Origin of the sequence: Pseudomonas sp. P20, assembly GCF_016463925.1 — a bacterium.
Taxonomy (GTDB): domain Bacteria; phylum Pseudomonadota; class Gammaproteobacteria; order Pseudomonadales; family Pseudomonadaceae; genus Pseudomonas; species Pseudomonas aeruginosa.
In genome coordinates this window covers 389,530-407,365 of record NZ_JAEMVM010000010.1, presented here as the reverse complement: position 1 = coordinate 407,365, position 17,836 = coordinate 389,530, and the positions used below count along the sequence as shown (strand labels likewise).

Below are 17,836 nucleotides of genomic sequence, written 5' to 3'. Positions count from 1 at the left end.
AAAATCCATGGCTTGCAGCCAGCCCAGCCGGCCTGTCACGCGGGAAGCCAGGCCGTTGAACGGAAGCATTTCGCCGCACCCTGCGAACCATTCGCTTGACCGGGCAGTCGGAATAGATTCTCCCTATCGCCGCCTTTGACATAGACCAAGAGCGCTGGGAAAAACCCTGTGTTAGCCTCACTCCAACTGTTTCGGAGTGCCCCATTCACAAGGCCGACTGAAAGGAGAACGCCATGGAAATCAATATCGGAATCGGCGAACAGGATCGCGCAGCCATTGCCGAGGGCCTGTCGCGGCTACTGGCCGACACCTACACCCTCTACCTGAAAACCCACAACTTCCACTGGAACGTCACCGGCCCGATGTTCAATACGCTGCACCTGATGTTCGAAGGTCAGTACACCGAACTGGCCGTTGCCGTGGACGACATCGCCGAGCGCATCCGGGCCCTGGGCTTCCCGGCGCCCGGCACCTACGCCGCCTACGCCCGCCTGTCGTCCATCAAGGAAGAGGAAGGCGTGCCGGAAGCCGAGGAGATGATCCGGCAACTGGTCCAGGGCCAGGAAGCCGTGGTGCGCACCGCCCGCAGCATCTTCCCGCTGCTGGACAAGGTCAGCGACGAACCCACCGCCGACCTGCTCACCCAACGCATGCAGGTACATGAAAAGACCGCCTGGATGTTGCGCAGCCTTCTCGCCAGCTGATCGTCGATCGCTCGATAGAAAGCGGGGCCCGCCTCAGGGCCCCGCCCTCCCCTCCGGCGCCAACCGCTTGATTTGAGTAGCCTCCTGCTTTCCTGTTAAATAGCCGCCGTGCGTCACACGCATAGGCCGGCCGTCCTTCCGCACCTTTCGTTTCATGCACCGAAGCGCTGTCCGGCTACTTGATCGTTACCCCATCAAGGTGAACTCATTGACATGTTGAAAATCGTCCTTCTGGTCACGGGCGTCGCCGCCCTATTGCTGTCCTTCATTCCCAGCCTAAGAACCGAAGCCACACCCTTCCTGCAACATCCCGATGCCATCTACCTGGCCATTCTGGGCCTGATCAACCTGCTCTTCGCTCCCGTACTGCAATCGTCACATCCAACCCGCCCGCTGCAGGCCGGCGCAGCCGCCCTGCTGGTCCTGGGCGTCGTCCTGCAGGCACTGATCCTGCTGGCGCCGCTGCCGACCATCGCCGACCAGCCGGCGATCGTCCTGCCCCTGCTAAGCCTGGTGCTGGCCACGGCCCTGCAACTGGCGGGCAGCCTGAAGCCCGGCAAACCGGTCTCGCACAGCGCCAGCGCCCCGACGGCCCTCGGCGGCAGCCAGGACAGCGGCAACCGGGAGACCGGTACCGTGAAGTGGTTCAACACCTCAAAAGGTTTCGGCTTCATTTCCCGCGATTCGGGCGAGGACATCTTCGTCCACTTCCGAGCGATTCGCGGCGAAGGCCACCGCATCCTCATCGAAGGCCAGCGCGTGGAGTTCTCGGTGGTACAACGGGACAAGGGCCTGCAGGCGGAAGACGTAATCGCCTCCCGCCGCTGACCGCCGCGAAAAACAGAAAACCCGCCGAACGGCGGGTTTTTTGTGCATTCAATAATGGGGAGGAGGCGCTTCGTCTTCCCCCGCCTCGCCCACCAGCCCCTGGACGTCTTCCAGACGCTTGATCAATGCCGCGACCTGAAGCTGCAGTCGCTCGATGCTGCGCTGCTGCTCGACCACCACATCGTTGAGAGCCTGCAAAGTGTCATCCTGGAAAGCCTGGCGGCATTCCAGGTCATCCATGCGCGCGCCCAGCTCCATCTAGGCCTCCCCGGCAAAACGGAAGCCATCGGTCAGCACCATCCGCAACTTGCCGCGGATCGCCTCGACCTGCTCGGAAGAATAAGGCTGAGCCGGATGGCGCCCCCAGACAGGGCCGGGCCAGGCGTCGTCGCCACGTCGCCGGACGATCACGTGCATGTGGAGCTGGCTGACCACATTGCCCAGGTTAGCGACATTCATCTTGTCCGCACGGAAGGTGTCCTTGAGCACCTCTGCCAGCAGCGTGGCCTCGCGCCACAGCGCCTGCTGGTCATCGACATCGAGCTGGAACAGCTCGGTGACATCCTCCCGCCTCGGCACCAGGATGAACCACGGATAGCGGGCATCGTTCATCAGCAGCAGGCGGCTGAGGGGAAAGTCGCCGAGCAACAGGGTGTCCTGCTCCAGCCGGGGATCCAAAGCGAACATACTGACCTCTCCTGTTCGACCGTCATTCATGGACAGCTTAGCCCCTCCTTCCGAGAAGGGACCCGCCATAACTGCCGCGCAGGATACTTCGCCGCCCGGCCAAAGCAAGCCCGCACATCCGACCGCCCCAGCTTGGCGCGCCTCTCCTGCCGAACGCCCCATAAGATGCCGGTCGAATGAATACAGCGCGATGCCGAACATAAGACATGCCGTGGATACAAACGCATTCGCCACAGACAACTCGATGGCAACCAACCCTTGAAGCAGACGGATTACAAACAGGTTTCAAGGCATGATTCGTTTGCTTTCAAACAGAATAGCTTCGCTCTCGAAGAGACCAACTGGAATACATAGGCGAAGCCGTTTTCCAATTTGTGCACGGAGTTTGCTTATACCTCTTTCATCACAGTAAGAGGGGCCGTACGGAACATGACATTTTTATTACAAGACCCCGCCAATCGGGAAAAGCGACTTGAGAAGCGACCTCAACAAGAGTGACCAAGCCCGCGACATACGTCATTTTTTCAACTGCGCACCTACGCAGATGCGACATACGTCATGCAATTTTGCGACAACGCCGTAAAGAATCCGTCGCTTCGGAACCTCAACTATCGCCAAGAAACACTGCGTGCTATAAGTTAGCGCCGACAAGAAGAACTAGCCGTCACTGCGGCACTGTGATGGCAGAGATAATTTCAAAACCAAAGGAGCAATCACAATGAAAGTGATGAAGTGGAGCGCCATTGCACTGGCGGTTTCCTTCCGCAGGTAGCACTCAGTTCGCCGTGGCCGACGCATTCGTCAGCGATCAGGCCGAAGCGAAGGGGTTCATCGAAGACAGCAGCCTCGACCTGCTGCTCCGCAACTACTATTTCAACCGTGACGGCAAGAGCGGCAGCGGGGACCGCGTCGACTGGACCCAAGGCTTCCTCACCACCTATGAATCCGGCTTCACCCAAGGCACCGTGGGCTTCGGCGTCGATGCCTTCGGCTACCTCGGCCTGAAGCTCGACGGCACCTCGGACAAGACCGGCACCGGCAACCTGCCGGTGATGAACGACGGCAAGCCGCGCGACGACTACAGCCGCGCTGGCGGCGCCCTGAAGGTGCGCATTTCCAAGACCATGCTGAAGTGGGGCGAAATGCAACCTACCGCGCCGGTCTTCGCCGCCGGCGGCAGCCGCCTGTTCCCGCAGACCGCGACCGGCTTCCAACTGCAGAGCAGTGAATTCGAAGGGCTCGATCTCGAAGCGGGCCACTTCACCGAAGGCAAGCAGGGCACCACCACCAAGTCGCGCGGCGAACTCTACGCAACCTATGCAGGTCAGACCGCCAAGAGCGCGGACTTCGCCGGCGGCCGCTACGCGATCACCGACAATCTCAGCGCCTCCCTGTATGGCGCCGAATTGAAAGACATCTATCGCCAGTATTACCTGAACACCAACTACACCATCCCGCTGGCATCCGACCAGTCGCTGGGCTTCGACTTCAACATCTACCGCACCACCGATGAAGGCAAAGCCAAGGCCGGCGACATCAGCAACACCGCCTGGTCCCTGGCCGGCGCGTACACCCTGGACGCGCACACCTTCACCCTGGCCTACCAGCAGGTGCATGGCGACGAGCCGTTCGACTACATCGGCTTCGGCGAGAACCGTTCCGGCGGCGGCGGTGACTCGATTTTCCTCGCCAACTCCGTGCAGTACTCCGACTTCAACGGCCCCGGCGAGAAATCCTGGCAGGCCCGCTACGACCTGAACATGGCCTCCTACGGCGTTCCCGGCCTGACCTTCATGGTTCGTTACATCAACGGTAAGGACATCGACGGCACCAAGGTCGACTCCAGTTCCTCCTACGCGGGCCTGTACGGCGAGGACGGCAAGCACCACGAGACCAACCTGGAAGCCAAGTACGTCGTCCAGGCCGGCCCGGCCAAGGACCTGTCGTTCCGTATCCGCCAGGCCTGGCACCGCGCCAATGCCGACGAAGGTGAAGGCGACCAGAACGAGTTCCGCCTGATCGTCGACTATCCGCTGTCGATCCTGTAATCGACCGACAGGCAACGAAAAAACCCGGCATCGCCGGGTTTTTTCTTCTCGGCGGCAACGCGCCTATAAAGGAAGGGCGTAGGTACCGGTCACATGGGCCACCAGGTCTTCCTCATTACTCTGCGAAAACACTCCGACCTCGCAGACGACCTGGCGCCGCCCCAGCTTGAGGATGCTCGCCTCGGCCAACAGGTCCTCGGGCCTGGGCTTGCTGAGGAAGTTGATGTTCAGGTTCGAGGTCACGGCCATCTCGACCGCCCCGAGACGCCCGAGAATGACCGCGTACATCGCCGCGTCGGCCAGCGCCATGATGGTCGGGCCGGACAACGTTCCACCGGGACGCACCAGCTTGCCGTGAAAAGGTATGCGCGCCAGCGCATGTCGTTCGTCGAGACGCTCGACACGAAAATCGATGTCCTCGGCCATGGGCAGCCCCATGCGGATCAACGCCTGTACCTGCGCCGCGTTCATTGCCTGCTGACTCCTCATCATCGATGGCCGGCGCCCTGTACGCAGCCAGACCGGCACCGTACAATGCCCAGCCATTCCTCCCGATACAACCGACATAACGGCCAAAGATGCGTACCAGTCAGTATCTGCTTTCCACGCTCAAAGAAACCCCCGCCGACGCGGTGGTAATCAGCCATCAACTGCTGCTTCGCGCCGGCATGATCCGTCGCCTGGCCTCGGGTCTCTACACCTGGCTGCCAATGGGCCTGCGGGTACTGCGCAAGGTCGAGACCATCGTCCGCGAGGAAATGAACGCTGCCGGCGCCCTGGAAGTGCTGATGCCGGCGGTGCAGCCGGCCGAGCTGTGGCAGGAGTCGGGGCGCTGGGAGCAATACGGCCCTGAGCTGCTGCGCCTGAAGGACCGCCACGAGCGCGAATTCTGCGTAGGCCCGACCCACGAAGAAGTGATCACCGACCTCGCGCGCAACGAGCTGAACAGCTACAAGCAACTGCCGATCAACTTCTATCAGATCCAGACCAAATTCCGCGATGAGATCCGCCCGCGCTTCGGCCTGATGCGCGGACGCGAATTCATCATGAAGGATGCCTATTCCTTCCACCTGAGCCAGGACTCGCTGCAGCAGACCTACGACGGGATGTACCAGGCGTACAGCAAGATCTTCTCCCGCCTCGGCCTGGATTTCCGTCCCGTGCAAGCCGACAACGGCTCCATCGGCGGCAGCGGCTCCCATGAGTTCCACGTGCTGGCCAACTCCGGCGAGGACGATATCGTCTTCAGCGACAGCTCCGACTACGCCGCGAACATCGAGAAGGCCGAAGCCGTGCCGCGCGAGAGCGCCCGCGGCAGCGCCACCGAGGACATGCGCCTGGTCGACACGCCCAACACCAAGACCATCGCGGCCCTGGTGGACGGCTTCCAGCTACCGATCGAGAAAACCATCAAGACCCTGGTGGTGCATGGCGCCGAAGAAGGCACCCTGGTCGCCCTGATCGTCCGCGGCGATCACGAACTCAACGAAATCAAGGCCGCCAACCAGCCGCTGGTCGCCAGCCCGCTGGTATTCGCGTCGGAGGCCGAGATCCGTGCCGCCATCGGCGCCGGCCCCGGCTCGCTGGGCCCGGTCAACCTGCCGATCGCCTGCATCGTCGACCGCTCCGTCGCCCTGATGAGCGATTTCGCCGCTGGCGCCAACATCGAGGACAAGCACTACTTCGGCGTGAACTGGGAGCGCGACCTGCCGCTGCCCGAGGTCGCCGACCTGCGCAATGTCGTCGAAGGCGACCCCAGCCCGGACGGCAAGGGCACCCTGGTGATCAAGCGCGGCATCGAGGTCGGTCATATCTTCCAGCTTGGTACCAAGTACAGCGAAGCGATGAAGCTGAACGTCCTGAGCGAACAGGGCAAGCCGGTCAACCTGATCATGGGCTGCTACGGCATCGGCGTATCCCGCGTGGTCGCCGCCGCCATCGAACAGAACCATGACGAGCGTGGCATTCTCTGGCCAAGCGCACTGGCGCCGTTCCAGATCGCCCTGGTACCGCTGAAGTACGAAACCGAGAGCGTCAAGCAGGCGACCGACAAGCTCTATGCCGAGCTGACCGCAGCCGGTTTCGAAGTGCTGCTGGACGATCGCGACAAGAAGACCAGCCCCGGGGTGAAGTTCGCCGACATGGAGCTGATCGGCATTCCCCACCGCATCGTGATCAGCGACCGCGGCCTCAACGAAGGCGTCCTGGAATACAAGGGCCGCCGTGACAGCGAGTCGCAGAACCTGCCGATCGGCGAACTGATGTCGTTCATCACCGAAAAACTCAGCCGCTGAGCGTAACGATGCCCACCGGAAGACCCCTGCGCCTATTCGCCGCCGCCCTGTGCGGCGGCCTTCTGCTGAGCGGCTGCGCCAACCAGTTGCCGCAGCGTAGCGAGCATGAGGAGCGCGTCGAGCGGAAGCTGCTCGAACACACCCTGCAAGTCGATGTCGGCCAGCCCGATGTGCTCGAACTGCCGCAGCGCCGGGTCCGGATCAACGACCAGAAGTCCTTCGAGGTCACCGAGTTCGAGGTGACGCGCCGTTACGACCGCTATACGCCGTACCAGGCCTGGCGGGAGATCTACGAGATCCCGTTGGGCGCGGTGGCGCTGGTGGCCGGCGTCGGAGCGAACATCGTCAACGTGGTGACCTTCGGCAGCGTACCGGACAACATCACCCACGGCTGGATCAACTACGGACTGGCCGGGGTGAATCCGTTCATGAACGTGGAATCCAACGGTCGCGCCGAACAGAATCTCGCGAGCATCGACGAGAAACAGCGCGACAAGCGCCTGGAATACTCCAGCCTGCCCTGGGCGGAGCGTCCGGTCCTGGTCAGTTCCGGCAAGGAACTCAACGAACTGCTTACCGACCGTCATGGCGTGCTGCGCCTCAACCTGCTCGACAGCCCCTTCGCCGAACAGGACATCAGCCGCATCTCGCAGATACACCTTTCGGTGAGCGACCCACAGGATGGTACCCGCGCCGATGCCAGCCTCCGCGTCAGCCGCAGCCTGCGCGGCAAGCTCCTGGAAGCTCACGCCCTGATCTATGACGACCTGGAAGGCGATGACGTCCACCACTGGGTCCATCGGGTGAAACGCCTCGCGGAGCTGGGCCTGGAAGAAGAAGCCAGCGAACTGGAACAGAGCCTGATCGAGCTCACGCGCAACGACCCCGAACTGCAGCAGCAGTTCATGCATGCCCTGCTCCGGGATGCCGGTCGCCTGGCCGCGGACCCTGGCGAGACGCCCTGACGGCGAACTCGCCTCGTCAGCGACGGACGACGAAGCCAGCGATCCCCTGCAGCGGCATTTGCTCGACCTCGACCGCAGAGACCTCCGCGTGCCGCGGGCCCCGCCCCAGCCATCGCTCCAAGGCTTTCGCCCGGTCCTCCTCGCCCTCCCAGACGACTTCGACACGCCCGTCATCCAGGTTTCGCACCCAACCGTCGAGTTCGAGGCGATCAGCCTCTTCCCGGGTCGCCTGACGGAAACCGACGCCCTGTACCCGGCCGCCGACATAGGCATGCAAGCAGATCCTCGCCATCAGCGTCCCTCCCGCAAAGCCTCGAGCTGTTTCAATATGCCATCGGCCGTCTGCTCGCCCAGCAGACGCTGACGCATTTCCCCCCGAGCATCGACGATATAGGTGACGGGCAACGCTTCGCTGCGAGGGAGCTTGAAGCGAGGCGCCGGATCATCGGCCAGCACGGTGAAGCGAATCCCCATGCCATCGGCCGACTTCTTCAACTCGGCATCGCGCAGGCCATCGAAATTCACGCCAATGACGCGCCCGCCCTGCCCTTCCAGCACCTGCGCAAGGCGATTCATCTCCGGAATCTCGGTCCGGCAGGGCGCGCACCAGTCAGCCCAGTAATTGACCACCAGCCAATGCCCGTCCAACTGCTCCGCAGCGACAGGACGCCCGTCCTGGTCGACTCCGTAATCCGCCGAACAGCCCGCGAGAAACAACACCGCAGCAGCGCCCAGCGGGCGTAGCCAACTCCCCATGTCAGGAACCTCTCGAGTCAGGAAAACTTCGGCCGGACCAGGGCAACCCGGCGCGGCACTATGGCGAGACCTTACTGGAAGCCATCCACCTCTGCAAAACCGAGTGGAGACGAATATGGGAAGAAGAAGCCCCGATACTTCCTACAAGGCACAAAGTGCGAGGAGAGTCACGACGATCGCCGTCGAACCGCACAGTTTGACGCAAAGGACCACCCCTATAATCCGCGTGCCACACACGACACGACGACTCAACCGGCCGTATGCCCAGGCATCGGCAGGATCGACTTGGGGAGAAGTCGAGAGCGACGAGTCCGAAGCCCTTTTAAACGGACACACTGCTGCTTATGAAAGACCATCTGATCGGAAGCGTCCCCGCACACCTGGTGGATGCCGCACGCCCGACCCTGACAGCCCACGAGGGCCTGGTCGCGGACTACAACATTGCCGCCTGGCTACATCTTCCGGATGCCTGCGACCTGCTGGTGTCACTGGTGGTCAGCTATCTGGATGGCGGGCGCCAGCGCGAAGTGGCGGTGGATCACGGACGAATCGACCGCCAGCAACGCATCCTGCTTTCCGGCATTGCCCGCCTGCCCGTACGGCAGAAAGTGGAGAACATGCAGGTACGCCTGAAGTCGGCGACGGCCTTTTCCCGACTGGTCGTGGAGGAGTTCTTCGTACAAGCGGTGGAGCAGGAAAACAGGTCCCAGCAGGTGTCCGAAGCTTGAGCCGGATCGCTCAGCCCTGGCGCACCTGATCGAGCAGGGGTTCGTCCCGCGCTTTCTCAGGCGACGGTTCGTTGACGCTGCGCGCCGGCACCAGCGACTCCGGCCAACTGCTGAACTGCAGCCCGGTAATCCGGTTCAAACGCTCAAGCGCTGCCTGCTCATCCTTGTGATGCAAATGGACGACCTTGTTCGACATTGGGAGCATGAACGGGAACCTCGGCGGAACTACGGAGTGAAACGACTGTCACACGAGGGTTTGCCAGAAGCGTGCCAACAGCGCTTTCCCTGCGCTTGCTGGGGTTCCTCCGGCAGCATGCAGCGCCTCATGCACATCGTTCGCCGCAAACTGACACTTTACGTCACCTTCGCTCCCGAGGTTCCGTCCGCCAGCCAGTGGGCCAGGCTTTCTCCGAACAGCGCCTCCTGCTCCACCTGCAAGCGCTCCATGGCCTGCTGGAACGGCGGATACCACGCCTCGTCCAGATTCGCAGGCATGCGCTCTCGGCTAGGCATGGGCCAGGGGCAGCGATTCAGCAAGCGATGCAGACTGTAGGCGCCAAGATCCCGGCACAGCACCCACTCGCCTCCGCCGGCGCGACAGACGAACTGCTCCTTCTCGAGAAAGTCCAGCAGTTCCTCCCACTCATCCTCGGGCAACAGCCAACCCGCACGATGCAAGTGGGTCAGGCGCAGCGACTGTCCAAGCTGCTGGCGCTGGTGGAACACCCTCAGCACGCCGAGCAGGACGATCAGCTTGGGCAGCGAGCGCCGCCGCCAGAGACGGGAAGAAGAGAGATTGCAGACCAGCACCGCGCCGAACAGAACGATCATCCAGGAAAGATAGATCCACAGCAGGAAGATAGGCACGGTGGCGAAGGCACCGTAGATCAACTGGTAGCCGGGAAACAGGCTTACGTACAGCCCGAACAGGGTTTTCGCGGCTTCGAACAGTACCGCGGTGAACACGCCGCCCATCAGGGCATGGCGCACCGGGACCCGGGCGTTCGGGACCGCCGAATAGAGCAGGGTGAAGGCCGCCACGCTGAACGCCAGCGGCATCAGCCCCAGCAGCGTCTCCGCGCCCGGCAACGCGTCCGGGCCATGGAGCAGCGACAGCGAAGTGATGTAGGTGGTCACGGCGAAGCCGGCCCCCAGCAACAATGGGCCCAGGCTGAGGATCGCCCAGTAGAGGAGGAACCGCCCGACACCGCGGCGTGGCTGGCGAACCCGCCAGATCTCGTTGAAGGCTTTCTCGATGGTCACCAGCATGGTGAAGGCGGTGACTGCCAGAAAGACCACCCCGACCCAGGTCAGGTGCCGGGCCTGGGTGGTGAAACTCTTCAGGTAGGTTTCCACCGCTTCTCCAGCGGAGGGCACGAAATTGCGAAAGATGAAAGTCTGGATCGACTCGCCCATGCCATGGAATGCCGGAATCAGCGAAAGCATGGAAAACATCACCGTCATCATCGGCACTACCGCGAACAACGTGGTGTAGGTCAGCGCCGCCGCGCTGTTGGGAGCCTTGTCGGTGACGAAGCGATGAGCGAGGAAGCGAGCGAACTCGACCCCATCGTTGAAATGTTCGCGCATGCCCTCTCCTTGAAGTCGCGCCGGTTCTTCGCCTCTCGGGGCGGTACTTCGCGCCGACGGGTTCAGTCCTGGTCGACGAGGCGGTTAGAATAGCCGTCACTTCACCGGCCATGCGACCCCTGACATGAGCGAACTGATCCTGTTGCACAATCCGCGCTGCTCGAAATCCCGCGCAGCGCTCGAACTGCTCGAAGCCCGCGGCCTGCAACCGCAGGTGGTGCGCTATCTGGAAACCCCGCCGAGCGCCGCCGAGCTGAAAGCGATCCTGGCCAAGCTCGGCATTCCCGCCCGCCAGTTGCTGCGGACCGGGGAGGACGAATACAAGGCCCTCGGCCTGGATGAGCCCAGTCTTGGCGAAGAGGCCATCATCGAGGCAATGGCCAGGCATCCGAAGCTGATCGAGCGCCCGGTGCTGGTCGCGGGTGACAAGGCGGTGGTTGGCCGGCCTCCGGAAAGAGTCCTGGAGATCCTCGCTTGAGCAGTCCCTACATCCTGGTGCTGTACTACAGTCGCCATGGCGCTACCGCGGAAATGGCCCGGCAGATCGCCCGTGGCGTCGAACAGGGCGGCTTCGAGGCGCGCGTACGCACGGTTCCCGCGGTATCCACCGAATGCGAAGCGGTCGCCCCGGACATCCCCGCGGAGGGGGCGCTGTACGCAACCCTGGAGGACCTGAAGAACTGCGCGGGCCTGGCCCTCGGCAGCCCGACCCGCTTCGGTAACATGGCTTCCCCGCTGAAATACTTCCTCGACGGTACCAGTAGCCTATGGCTGACCGGCGGCCTGGTCGGCAAGCCGGCAGCGGTCTTCACCTCCACCGCCAGCCTGCACGGCGGCCAGGAGACCACTCAGTTATCGATGCTGTTGCCGTTGCTGCACCACGGCATGCTGGTCCTGGGCATTCCCTACAGCGAACCCGCCCTGCTGGAAACCCGCGGCGGCGGCACGCCTTACGGCGCCAGCCACTTCGCCGGCGCCGATGGCAAGCGCAGCCTCGATGAGCACGAACTGACCCTGTGTCGCGCGCTGGGCAAACGCCTGGCGGAAACCGCCGGCAAGCTGGGGAGTTGAAATGGCCCGCAAGAACAAACCGCTGCCCGAAGTAGTGTGGCTGCAGCCGCGCCTGGCGCTCAGCCGCGCCATCAGCCTGGGAAGCTTCGTCGGCCTGGTCCTGCTCATCCTCATTCGCGACCTGATCTACGCGGACGCCCATGGTGCGGCGAGCTGGGTGCCCTGGCTGGTCCTCGCCTTCAAGCTGCTGCCGCTGCTGGTGGTGGCCCCCGGACTGCTCATGGGCAGCGCGCGCGGGCATGCCTGGGCCTGCTACGTGGTCAACCTGTATTTCATCCTCGGCGTACTCGCCGCCTTCGATCCCACGCAGCGCCTGTTCGGCTGGGCCGAAGTGCTACTCAGCGTGACCTTGTTCTGCGCCGCGCTGCTCTATACGCGCTGGCGATTCCAGTACGACCGACGGGTCGCCGGGGAACGCTGATGGTAAGGCAGGAGCCCCCTCCTGCCCTGCCGACCGCCGGGAAGCCTGCGGACAGCGCTCCAGTATTGCCGGCGCATGGATGGAGAGACGGATAGAAGGCGGTCACTTCCTGCCGCAAGCGAAACCCAAGGACTGCGGCACGGCCATGCGGGAGTTCGCCGACGGACTGTCGACGCTTACCAGCCGAGGGTTTCCTTGAGGAAAGGAATGGTCAGCTTGCGCTGAGCCTGGAGCGAAGCGCGATCCAGTTGCTCCAGCAGATCGAACAGAGAGTTCATGCTGCGCGAACCGCGGTTGAGGATGAAACGACCGACTTCATCGGTCAGATGCAGGCCACGACGGGATGCCCGCAGTTGCAGGGCACGAAGCTTGTCCTCGTCGGAAAGACCGTGCAACTGGAAGATCAGCGCCATGGTGAGGCGGGACTTCAGGTCCGGCAGCTTGACCTGCAGCTCCCGGGGCGACTTCGATGCCGCCAGCAGCAGGCGCCGACCGGTATCGCGCAGTCGATTGAACAGGTGGAACAGCCCCTCTTCCCACTCTCGCTTGCCAACCAGCACATCCAGGTCGTCGATGCAGACCAGCTCGCACTGCTCGAGATCGTCGAAGATTTCCGGGCCGTACTGCACCAGATCGGCCATCGGCAGGTAGATGGTTCGCTCTTCGAACTGCTCGAAACGCAAGCAGGCCGCCTGCAACAGGTGGCTGCGGCCGACGCCGTCGTGTCCCCAGAGGTAGATGAGGCTTTCCGCCCAGCCAGCCTCGGCTTCGCACAAACGCTCGACATATCCCAGTGCCGCGGCATTGGCACCGGGATAGTAGTTGGCGAAGGTGGCGTCGTCGCGCAGACGCACACTGAGGGGAAGCTGAATAGGTTTCATGCCAGGCTGGGCGGACAATCCGAAAACGCCGCAGGAGTCACCGTAAAGGCTGCAAAGTTTATACGCCTCGGCAAGGCCGCACAATGAGCAACTAGGCAAGCAAAATCAAAGGTTTGCCGATAGCCGAGGCTCCTTGCCCAGAGCATCGGCCGGTCGCGCGCCGGCCCGCTCCGTTGCATAGGAGCGGATCGGCGCGCCGACTCACTGCCAGCGGAAATTCAGTTGGGTCGACGACGGTACCGCCGCGCTGGGCGCTGCGGGCTGGCCGGACGCATCCACCGGTACGCTGTCGGCCGGGACTTCCTGCAACTGCGCCAGGCCCAGCTGGGCACGCAATTGCTCGGGACTGGCCTTCACGGAATAGTCGAGGCGGTCGCCCCGCACGCCTACCAGGCGCGCGCCGAACGGATCGAGCAGGCGTTGCAACTCGGCATAGCGTGCCAGTGTCGCGCCCTGGACCTGGAGGGTCAGGCCGGTCGCCGCTCCCGGCGTGGCAACGAAACGGGTAGACAGGCGGTTGCCGACGGCCAGCATCACGCTGTCTGCCAACGCGTCGGGCGTAGCGCCTTCAGCCTGGCCTTGCTCTCGCGAATCGCCCATCCACAGCCGCCATTGCGCCTGCCATTTGCCGTCCGCCTCCTTGGCGTCCACTGCCAGCAAGGCATCGGCGGCATAACGCTCGGAGGCTGCGCGCAGGGCATCGGGTTGGGCGGCGGTGAGGTTCTCCGGGGTACCGACGATCTGTTCGTCGAGATCCGCCAGAGGCAGGCGCAACGGCAAGCCGCGGTTCTGCGCCGCACGCTTGAGCGGTTCGGCCGAGGCCTGGTTGTCACCGACCAGGGAGCTGCCATCGGCGCTTTCGTTCAGCCACCAGGCCAGCACCGCCGGCCGGTTGGCGCCCCAGCTCGGCAGGCCGGCGGCCCGCAGCGCATTACCGGTGGCGGTCGGATCGAAATCGACCACCAGCGCCAGCGGCGGACCATTTTCGAAGGCGTACTGGCTGATCAGTTGCTGCGGATCCTTCAGGTACCCCGCCAATGCCGGATTCTGCGGCGCCTGCGGATTGCCGGTCAGGCGCACCAGCAGGGTCTGCAGGGCTCGCACCAGTCCGGCATCGCGCTCCCCGGGCTGCTGCGACGAAACCGGCTCGTGGACCTGGTAGAGATTGGGGACCGTTGCCGCGAAGACGGGCAAGCCTAGCAGGGAAAAACAGAGAACGAAGAGTCGGGCTATGCGCATGGAGGGCTCTCGACGAACGGATGGGAACGGCGGCGACGAGCTGTGAAGGCCGCGCAAGTGGACCTATACCTTAAACAGCAGTCCGTCCAGCGGCAACCGAGATGGCCGCTGCGTGGCAAGCCTGATAAAATCGCGCGCCTTCAAAACCGGCAAACAGCGTTGCACGCCTGGGCGGCCGGCCGATCTCCGAATTACCCCTATAGGCCTGGATTTATGAGCAGCAAGCAACCCTCGTTGAGCTACAAGGACGCTGGTGTGGACATCGACGCCGGCGAAGCCCTGGTGGAACGCATCAAAGGCGTGGCCAAGCGCACCGCACGCCCGGAAGTGATGGGCGGCCTCGGCGGCTTCGGCGCCCTCTGCGAAATCCCGGCCGGCTACAAGCAGCCGGTGCTGGTATCCGGCACCGACGGGGTGGGCACCAAGCTGCGCCTGGCGCTCAACCTGAACAAGCACGACAGCATCGGCCAGGACCTGGTGGCGATGTGCGTCAACGACCTGGTGGTCTGCGGCGCCGAGCCGCTGTTCTTTCTCGACTACTACGCCACCGGCAAGCTCAACGTCGACGTCGCCGCCACCGTAGTTACCGGCATCGGTGCGGGTTGCGAACTGGCGGGCTGTTCCCTGGTCGGCGGCGAGACCGCCGAAATGCCCGGCATGTACGAAGGCGAAGACTATGACCTGGCCGGCTTCTGCGTCGGCGTCGTGGAAAAGGCCGAGATCATCGACGGCTCCAGGGTCCAGGCCGGCGACGCGCTTATCGCCCTGCCCTCCTCCGGCCCGCACTCCAACGGCTACTCCCTGATCCGCAAGATCATCGAGGTTTCCGGCGCCGACATCGAGCAGGTCCAACTCGACGGCAAGCCGCTGGCCGACCTGCTGATGGCGCCGACCCGCATCTACGTCAAGCCGCTGTTGCAACTGTTCAAGCAGACCGGCGCGGTCAAGGCCATGGCTCACATTACCGGCGGCGGCCTGCTGGACAACATCCCGCGCGTCCTGCCGGACAACGCCCAGGCCGTGATCGATGTCGCCAGCTGGAACCGTCCGGCGGTATTCGACTGGCTGCAGGAACAGGGCAACGTCGACGAGACCGAGATGCATCGCGTACTCAACTGCGGCGTCGGCATGGTCATCTGCGTGGCCCAGAGCGACGCCGAGAAAGCCCTGGAAGTCCTGCGTGCCGCCGGCGAGCAACCCTGGCAGATCGGTCGCATCGAAACCTGCGGCGCGGACGCCGAGCGCGTGGTCCTGAACAATCTGAAAAACCACTGATGCCGAAACTCTGCAATGTCGTGGTGCTGATTTCCGGCTCCGGCAGCAACCTGCAGGCGCTGATCGACAGCCTCCGGGACGGCGCCACGCCGGCCCGGATCCGCGCGGTGATCTCCAACCGCGCGGACGCCTATGGCCTGGAACGCGCACGCCAGGCCGGCATCCAGACCGAGGTGCTCGATCACAAGGCCTATGCCGATCGCGAAAGCTTCGACCAGGCCCTGGCACAACGGATCGATGCCCATGAACCGCACCTGGTGATCCTTGCCGGGTTCATGCGCATCCTCAGCGCCGATTTCGTTCGCCATTACCAGGGGCGTCTGCTGAATATCCATCCCTCGTTGCTGCCGCGCCACAAAGGGCTGCATACCCATCAGCGCGCCCTCGAAGCCGGCGACCGCGAGCACGGTTGCAGCGTGCACTTCGTGACGGAGGAACTCGACGGGGGGCCACTGGTCGTACAGGCAGTAATCCCGGTAGAGTCGCAAGATACGCCGGAACGCCTGGCCAGACGGGTTCACGAGGAAGAACACCGGATCTACCCGCTGGCCATGCGCTGGTTCGCCGAGGGCCGCTTGCGCCTGGGCGAACAGGGCGCCCTGCTGGATGGCCAGGCCCTGCCTGCCACCGGCCATCAGATTCGCACCAAGGAGATTCGCAATGCGTAAAGCCATGCTGTTCCTGCTGACGCTGCTGACCCTGCCGGCCTATGCCTTCGAGCTGAAGCCGTTTACCGCCAGCTATACCGCCGACTGGAAACAGATGCCCATCAGCGGCAATGCCTCGCGCAGCCTGAAGGCTCTCGCCGACGGCCGCTGGCAACTGGACTTCGAGGCCTCCATGCTGCTGGCCAGTCTCAACGAAGTCAGCACCTTCAAGGTCGAGAACGACACCTTCCTGCCACAGACCTACCGCTTCGCCCGCCAGGGTCTGGGCAAAGGCAAGCAGATCGAACTGGACTTCGACTGGTCGCAGAAGCAGGTGCTCGGCAGCGACCGCGGCGATGCGGTGCGGCAACCCCTGAATCGCGGTCAACTGGACAAGTCCACCTATCAACTGGTCCTGCAGCATGACGTTGCCGACGGCAAGAAGAGCATGAGCTACCAGATCATCGAGGGCGAGGATGTCGATACCTACGACTTCCGGGTTCTCGGCGAGGAAAAGGTACGCACCCAGGCCGGCCTGATCAACGCGATCAAGGTCGAGCGCGTGCGTGATCCGGGCAAGAGCAACCGCAAGACCATCCTCTGGTTCGCCAAGGACTGGGACTACCTGCTGGTCCGCCTGTACCAGATGGAAACCGACGGCAAGGAATACCAGATCATGCTCAAGGAAGGCACCATCGACGGCAAGACCGTCACTGGTGAAAAGAGCTGACCCCCTCTCCCACGAAAAGCCGGGCCATTGCCCGGTTTTTTATTGCCCGCGGGTCAGCCGCAGGCCTGGTGCTCGCGGCAGATCAGCTCGGCATCGACAGCGCTCAACGGCTCCCCGGTTAGACCGCAGAAGGGCGAGCCCGCACGCCGTTGATGGAACCGGCAGGACCGACAAAGGCCGAAACCAGGCACATCCTCCTGACGCTGGATGACGACCAGAAGATCACGCAACAAGCCTTGCAAGTGTTCGCCCTTCTCGCCCAGTGCCGTGACGGCCTGCTCGAGGAACTGCGGCGGAATCACCGCCTCGATCAGCGCGCGCCCCGCATCGGTCAGCCGCAGATGAACGCTGCGCCGATCCCGCGCATCCGGCAGCTTGCTGATCAGCCCCCTCCCTTCCAGCACCTTGAGCGATTGCGACACTGTGCCCTTGGTCAAGCCAAGGTATTCGGTCACGCCCAGCGGAGTGTCCGAATAGCGATTACAACGCGCCAGGTAATGCAAGGCGCTCAACTGCACCGGCTGCAGCTCAGCCACCAGCGGCTGCTCGCGGGACCAGGCACGCATCAGGCTGGTCAGCCTTTCCAGGTAATCGTAAAGGGCGATGGCGGACATGGGATACCTCCTTGCCAATATAGTATCGACTAAAAACATGTTTGACAAAGAGGTCGCCCTTGTTTAGGCTGAAAACGTATCGTATCGATACTAAATTCCCACAGGAGAATCAGCATGACCAAAGCCATCTACTACCACGCCGGCTGCGCAATCTGTGTCGAAGCCGAACGTTCCTTGCTGCCATTGCTCGATCGCAAGCAGGTGGACATCGAAGTGGTCCATCTCGCCGAACAATCGGCACGCATCGCCGAGGCGGAAAAGGCCGGGGTCAAGTCGGTTCCTGCCCTGGTTGTCGATGGACAGGTACTGCACCTTAACTTCGGTGCGGCGCTCAGCGATCTGAAATAAGGAGAACGGC

At 63.1% G+C, this 17,836-nt stretch carries 22 protein-coding genes and 1 pseudogene; 13 read left to right on the top strand and 10 right to left on the bottom strand.

The annotated features are described in order from the left end of the window. Window positions 1-233: 233 nt before the first annotated feature. A complete protein-coding gene (locus JHD77_RS16395) occupies window positions 234-704 on the top strand; it encodes a Dps family protein (protein ID WP_003086103.1) in 471 nt (156 codons plus the stop codon). 213 nt (window positions 705-917) lie between these two features. After that, complete coding sequence (locus JHD77_RS16390) at window positions 918-1,532, top strand: cold-shock protein (protein ID WP_015648241.1); 615 nt, start codon at window positions 918-920, stop codon at window positions 1,530-1,532. A 48-nt stretch (window positions 1,533-1,580) separates the two neighbouring features. Here JHD77_RS16390 and JHD77_RS16385 read toward each other — a convergent pair whose 3' ends face one another. Both JHD77_RS16385 and JHD77_RS16380 read right to left on the bottom strand, forming a co-directional pair. Then, window positions 1,581-1,790 carry a SlyX family protein gene (locus JHD77_RS16385; RefSeq protein ID WP_015648240.1) on the bottom strand — a complete coding sequence of 70 codons (210 nt, stop codon included), beginning with the start codon at window positions 1,788-1,790 and terminating at the stop codon, window positions 1,581-1,583. Further along, window positions 1,791-2,219, bottom strand: a complete 429-nt coding sequence (locus tag JHD77_RS16380) for an HIT family protein (RefSeq protein WP_003086095.1) — start codon at window positions 2,217-2,219, stop codon at window positions 1,791-1,793. Window positions 2,220-2,937: 718 nt separating this feature from the next. On the opposite strand from JHD77_RS16380, the pseudogene JHD77_RS16375 reads away from it, so the two are divergent. After that, window positions 2,938-4,267, top strand: a pseudogene (locus JHD77_RS16375) (OprD family porin). 63 nt (window positions 4,268-4,330) lie between these two features. On the opposite strand, the gene JHD77_RS16370 reads toward JHD77_RS16375, so the two are convergent. After that, window positions 4,331-4,738: a PaaI family thioesterase gene (locus tag JHD77_RS16370; protein WP_003086091.1), complete on the bottom strand. Its 408-nt coding sequence runs from the start codon at window positions 4,736-4,738 to the stop codon at window positions 4,331-4,333. Between the two features lie 107 nt (window positions 4,739-4,845). On the opposite strand from JHD77_RS16370, the gene JHD77_RS16365 reads away from it, so the two are divergent. Together JHD77_RS16365 and JHD77_RS16360 are read left to right on the top strand one after the other, a co-directional pair. After that, window positions 4,846-6,561, top strand: a complete 1,716-nt coding sequence (locus tag JHD77_RS16365) for a proline--tRNA ligase (RefSeq protein WP_003109948.1) — start codon at window positions 4,846-4,848, stop codon at window positions 6,559-6,561. A gap of 8 nt (window positions 6,562-6,569) precedes the next feature. Then, window positions 6,570-7,526, top strand: a complete 957-nt coding sequence (locus tag JHD77_RS16360; protein ID WP_003102379.1) for a hypothetical protein — start codon at window positions 6,570-6,572, stop codon at window positions 7,524-7,526. A 16-nt stretch (window positions 7,527-7,542) separates the two neighbouring features. Here the strand turns inward: JHD77_RS16360 and JHD77_RS16355 are convergent, their stop codons facing one another. Together JHD77_RS16355 and JHD77_RS16350 are read right to left on the bottom strand one after the other, a co-directional pair. Further along, window positions 7,543-7,818 (bottom strand): acylphosphatase, encoded by a 276-nt coding sequence (locus JHD77_RS16355; RefSeq protein ID WP_003102385.1) that lies wholly within the window; start codon window positions 7,816-7,818, stop codon window positions 7,543-7,545. After that, window positions 7,818-8,282, bottom strand: coding sequence for a TlpA disulfide reductase family protein (locus JHD77_RS16350; protein WP_003102387.1), 465 nt, complete (start codon window positions 8,280-8,282; stop codon window positions 7,818-7,820). The genes JHD77_RS16355 and JHD77_RS16350 overlap by 1 nt, the downstream gene beginning before the upstream one ends. A 344-nt stretch (window positions 8,283-8,626) precedes the next feature. Here JHD77_RS16350 and JHD77_RS16345 point away from each other — a divergent pair, with 344 nt between their 5' ends. Then, a complete protein-coding gene (locus tag JHD77_RS16345; protein WP_003109947.1) occupies window positions 8,627-9,010 on the top strand; it encodes a hypothetical protein in 384 nt (127 codons plus the stop codon). Between the two features lie 10 nt (window positions 9,011-9,020). Here the strand turns inward: JHD77_RS16345 and JHD77_RS16340 are convergent, their stop codons facing one another. Together JHD77_RS16340 and JHD77_RS16335 are read right to left on the bottom strand one after the other, a co-directional pair. Further along, the gene (locus JHD77_RS16340) at window positions 9,021-9,206 is read right to left on the bottom strand and encodes a hypothetical protein (RefSeq protein ID WP_191519464.1); all 186 of its coding nucleotides are present in this window, start codon (window positions 9,204-9,206) and stop codon (window positions 9,021-9,023) included. A gap of 158 nt (window positions 9,207-9,364) precedes the next feature. Continuing rightward, window positions 9,365-10,600 (bottom strand): YihY family inner membrane protein, encoded by a 1,236-nt coding sequence (locus JHD77_RS16335; protein WP_003117099.1) that lies wholly within the window; start codon window positions 10,598-10,600, stop codon window positions 9,365-9,367. Between the two features lie 124 nt (window positions 10,601-10,724). Between JHD77_RS16335 and arsC the strand changes: the two genes are divergently transcribed. Genes arsC through JHD77_RS16320 form a run of 3 tightly spaced genes read left to right on the top strand, consistent with a single transcriptional unit; the run spans window position 10,725 to window position 12,092 of the window. Next, window positions 10,725-11,078, top strand: a complete 354-nt coding sequence (arsC, locus tag JHD77_RS16330; RefSeq protein ID WP_003112580.1) for an arsenate reductase (glutaredoxin) — start codon at window positions 10,725-10,727, stop codon at window positions 11,076-11,078. Further along, on the top strand, window positions 11,075-11,671 hold the full coding sequence (gene wrbA, locus JHD77_RS16325) for an NAD(P)H:quinone oxidoreductase (protein ID WP_003102394.1): 597 nt from the start codon (window positions 11,075-11,077) through the stop codon (window positions 11,669-11,671). The genes arsC and wrbA overlap by 4 nt, the downstream gene beginning before the upstream one ends. A 1-nt stretch (window position 11,672) precedes the next feature. Next, entirely contained in the window at window positions 11,673-12,092 is a 420-nt protein-coding gene (locus tag JHD77_RS16320) for a DUF2069 domain-containing protein (RefSeq protein WP_003102396.1), read from the top strand. A 176-nt stretch (window positions 12,093-12,268) separates the two neighbouring features. Here the strand turns inward: JHD77_RS16320 and hda are convergent, their stop codons facing one another. Both hda and JHD77_RS16310 read right to left on the bottom strand, forming a co-directional pair. Beyond that, window positions 12,269-12,973 carry a DnaA regulatory inactivator Hda gene (gene hda / locus JHD77_RS16315; protein WP_003102398.1) on the bottom strand — a complete coding sequence of 235 codons (705 nt, stop codon included), beginning with the start codon at window positions 12,971-12,973 and terminating at the stop codon, window positions 12,269-12,271. A gap of 201 nt (window positions 12,974-13,174) precedes the next feature. Beyond that, a complete protein-coding gene (locus JHD77_RS16310) occupies window positions 13,175-14,212 on the bottom strand; it encodes a DUF2066 domain-containing protein (RefSeq protein WP_015503398.1) in 1,038 nt (345 codons plus the stop codon). A gap of 213 nt (window positions 14,213-14,425) precedes the next feature. Here JHD77_RS16310 and purM point away from each other — a divergent pair, with 213 nt between their 5' ends. The 3 genes from purM to JHD77_RS16295 are packed head-to-tail and all read left to right on the top strand — an operon-like array spanning window position 14,426 to window position 16,864. Further along, window positions 14,426-15,487 (top strand): phosphoribosylformylglycinamidine cyclo-ligase, encoded by a 1,062-nt coding sequence (gene purM, locus JHD77_RS16305; protein ID WP_031755595.1) that lies wholly within the window; start codon window positions 14,426-14,428, stop codon window positions 15,485-15,487. Next, window positions 15,487-16,155, top strand: a complete 669-nt coding sequence (gene purN / locus JHD77_RS16300; protein WP_003102402.1) for a phosphoribosylglycinamide formyltransferase — start codon at window positions 15,487-15,489, stop codon at window positions 16,153-16,155. The genes purM and purN overlap by 1 nt, the downstream gene beginning before the upstream one ends. Next, a complete protein-coding gene (locus JHD77_RS16295) occupies window positions 16,148-16,864 on the top strand; it encodes a DUF3108 domain-containing protein (RefSeq protein WP_003102406.1) in 717 nt (238 codons plus the stop codon). The genes purN and JHD77_RS16295 overlap by 8 nt, the downstream gene beginning before the upstream one ends. A gap of 53 nt (window positions 16,865-16,917) precedes the next feature. On the opposite strand, the gene JHD77_RS16290 is transcribed toward JHD77_RS16295, so the two are convergent. Beyond that, window positions 16,918-17,478, bottom strand: a complete 561-nt coding sequence (locus JHD77_RS16290) for a MarR family winged helix-turn-helix transcriptional regulator (protein ID WP_003086060.1) — start codon at window positions 17,476-17,478, stop codon at window positions 16,918-16,920. A gap of 114 nt (window positions 17,479-17,592) precedes the next feature. On the opposite strand from JHD77_RS16290, the gene JHD77_RS16285 reads away from it, so the two are divergent. Beyond that, on the top strand, window positions 17,593-17,826 hold the full coding sequence (locus JHD77_RS16285) for a glutaredoxin family protein (RefSeq protein ID WP_003086058.1): 234 nt from the start codon (window positions 17,593-17,595) through the stop codon (window positions 17,824-17,826). The last annotated feature ends 10 nt before the right edge of the window (window positions 17,827-17,836 follow it).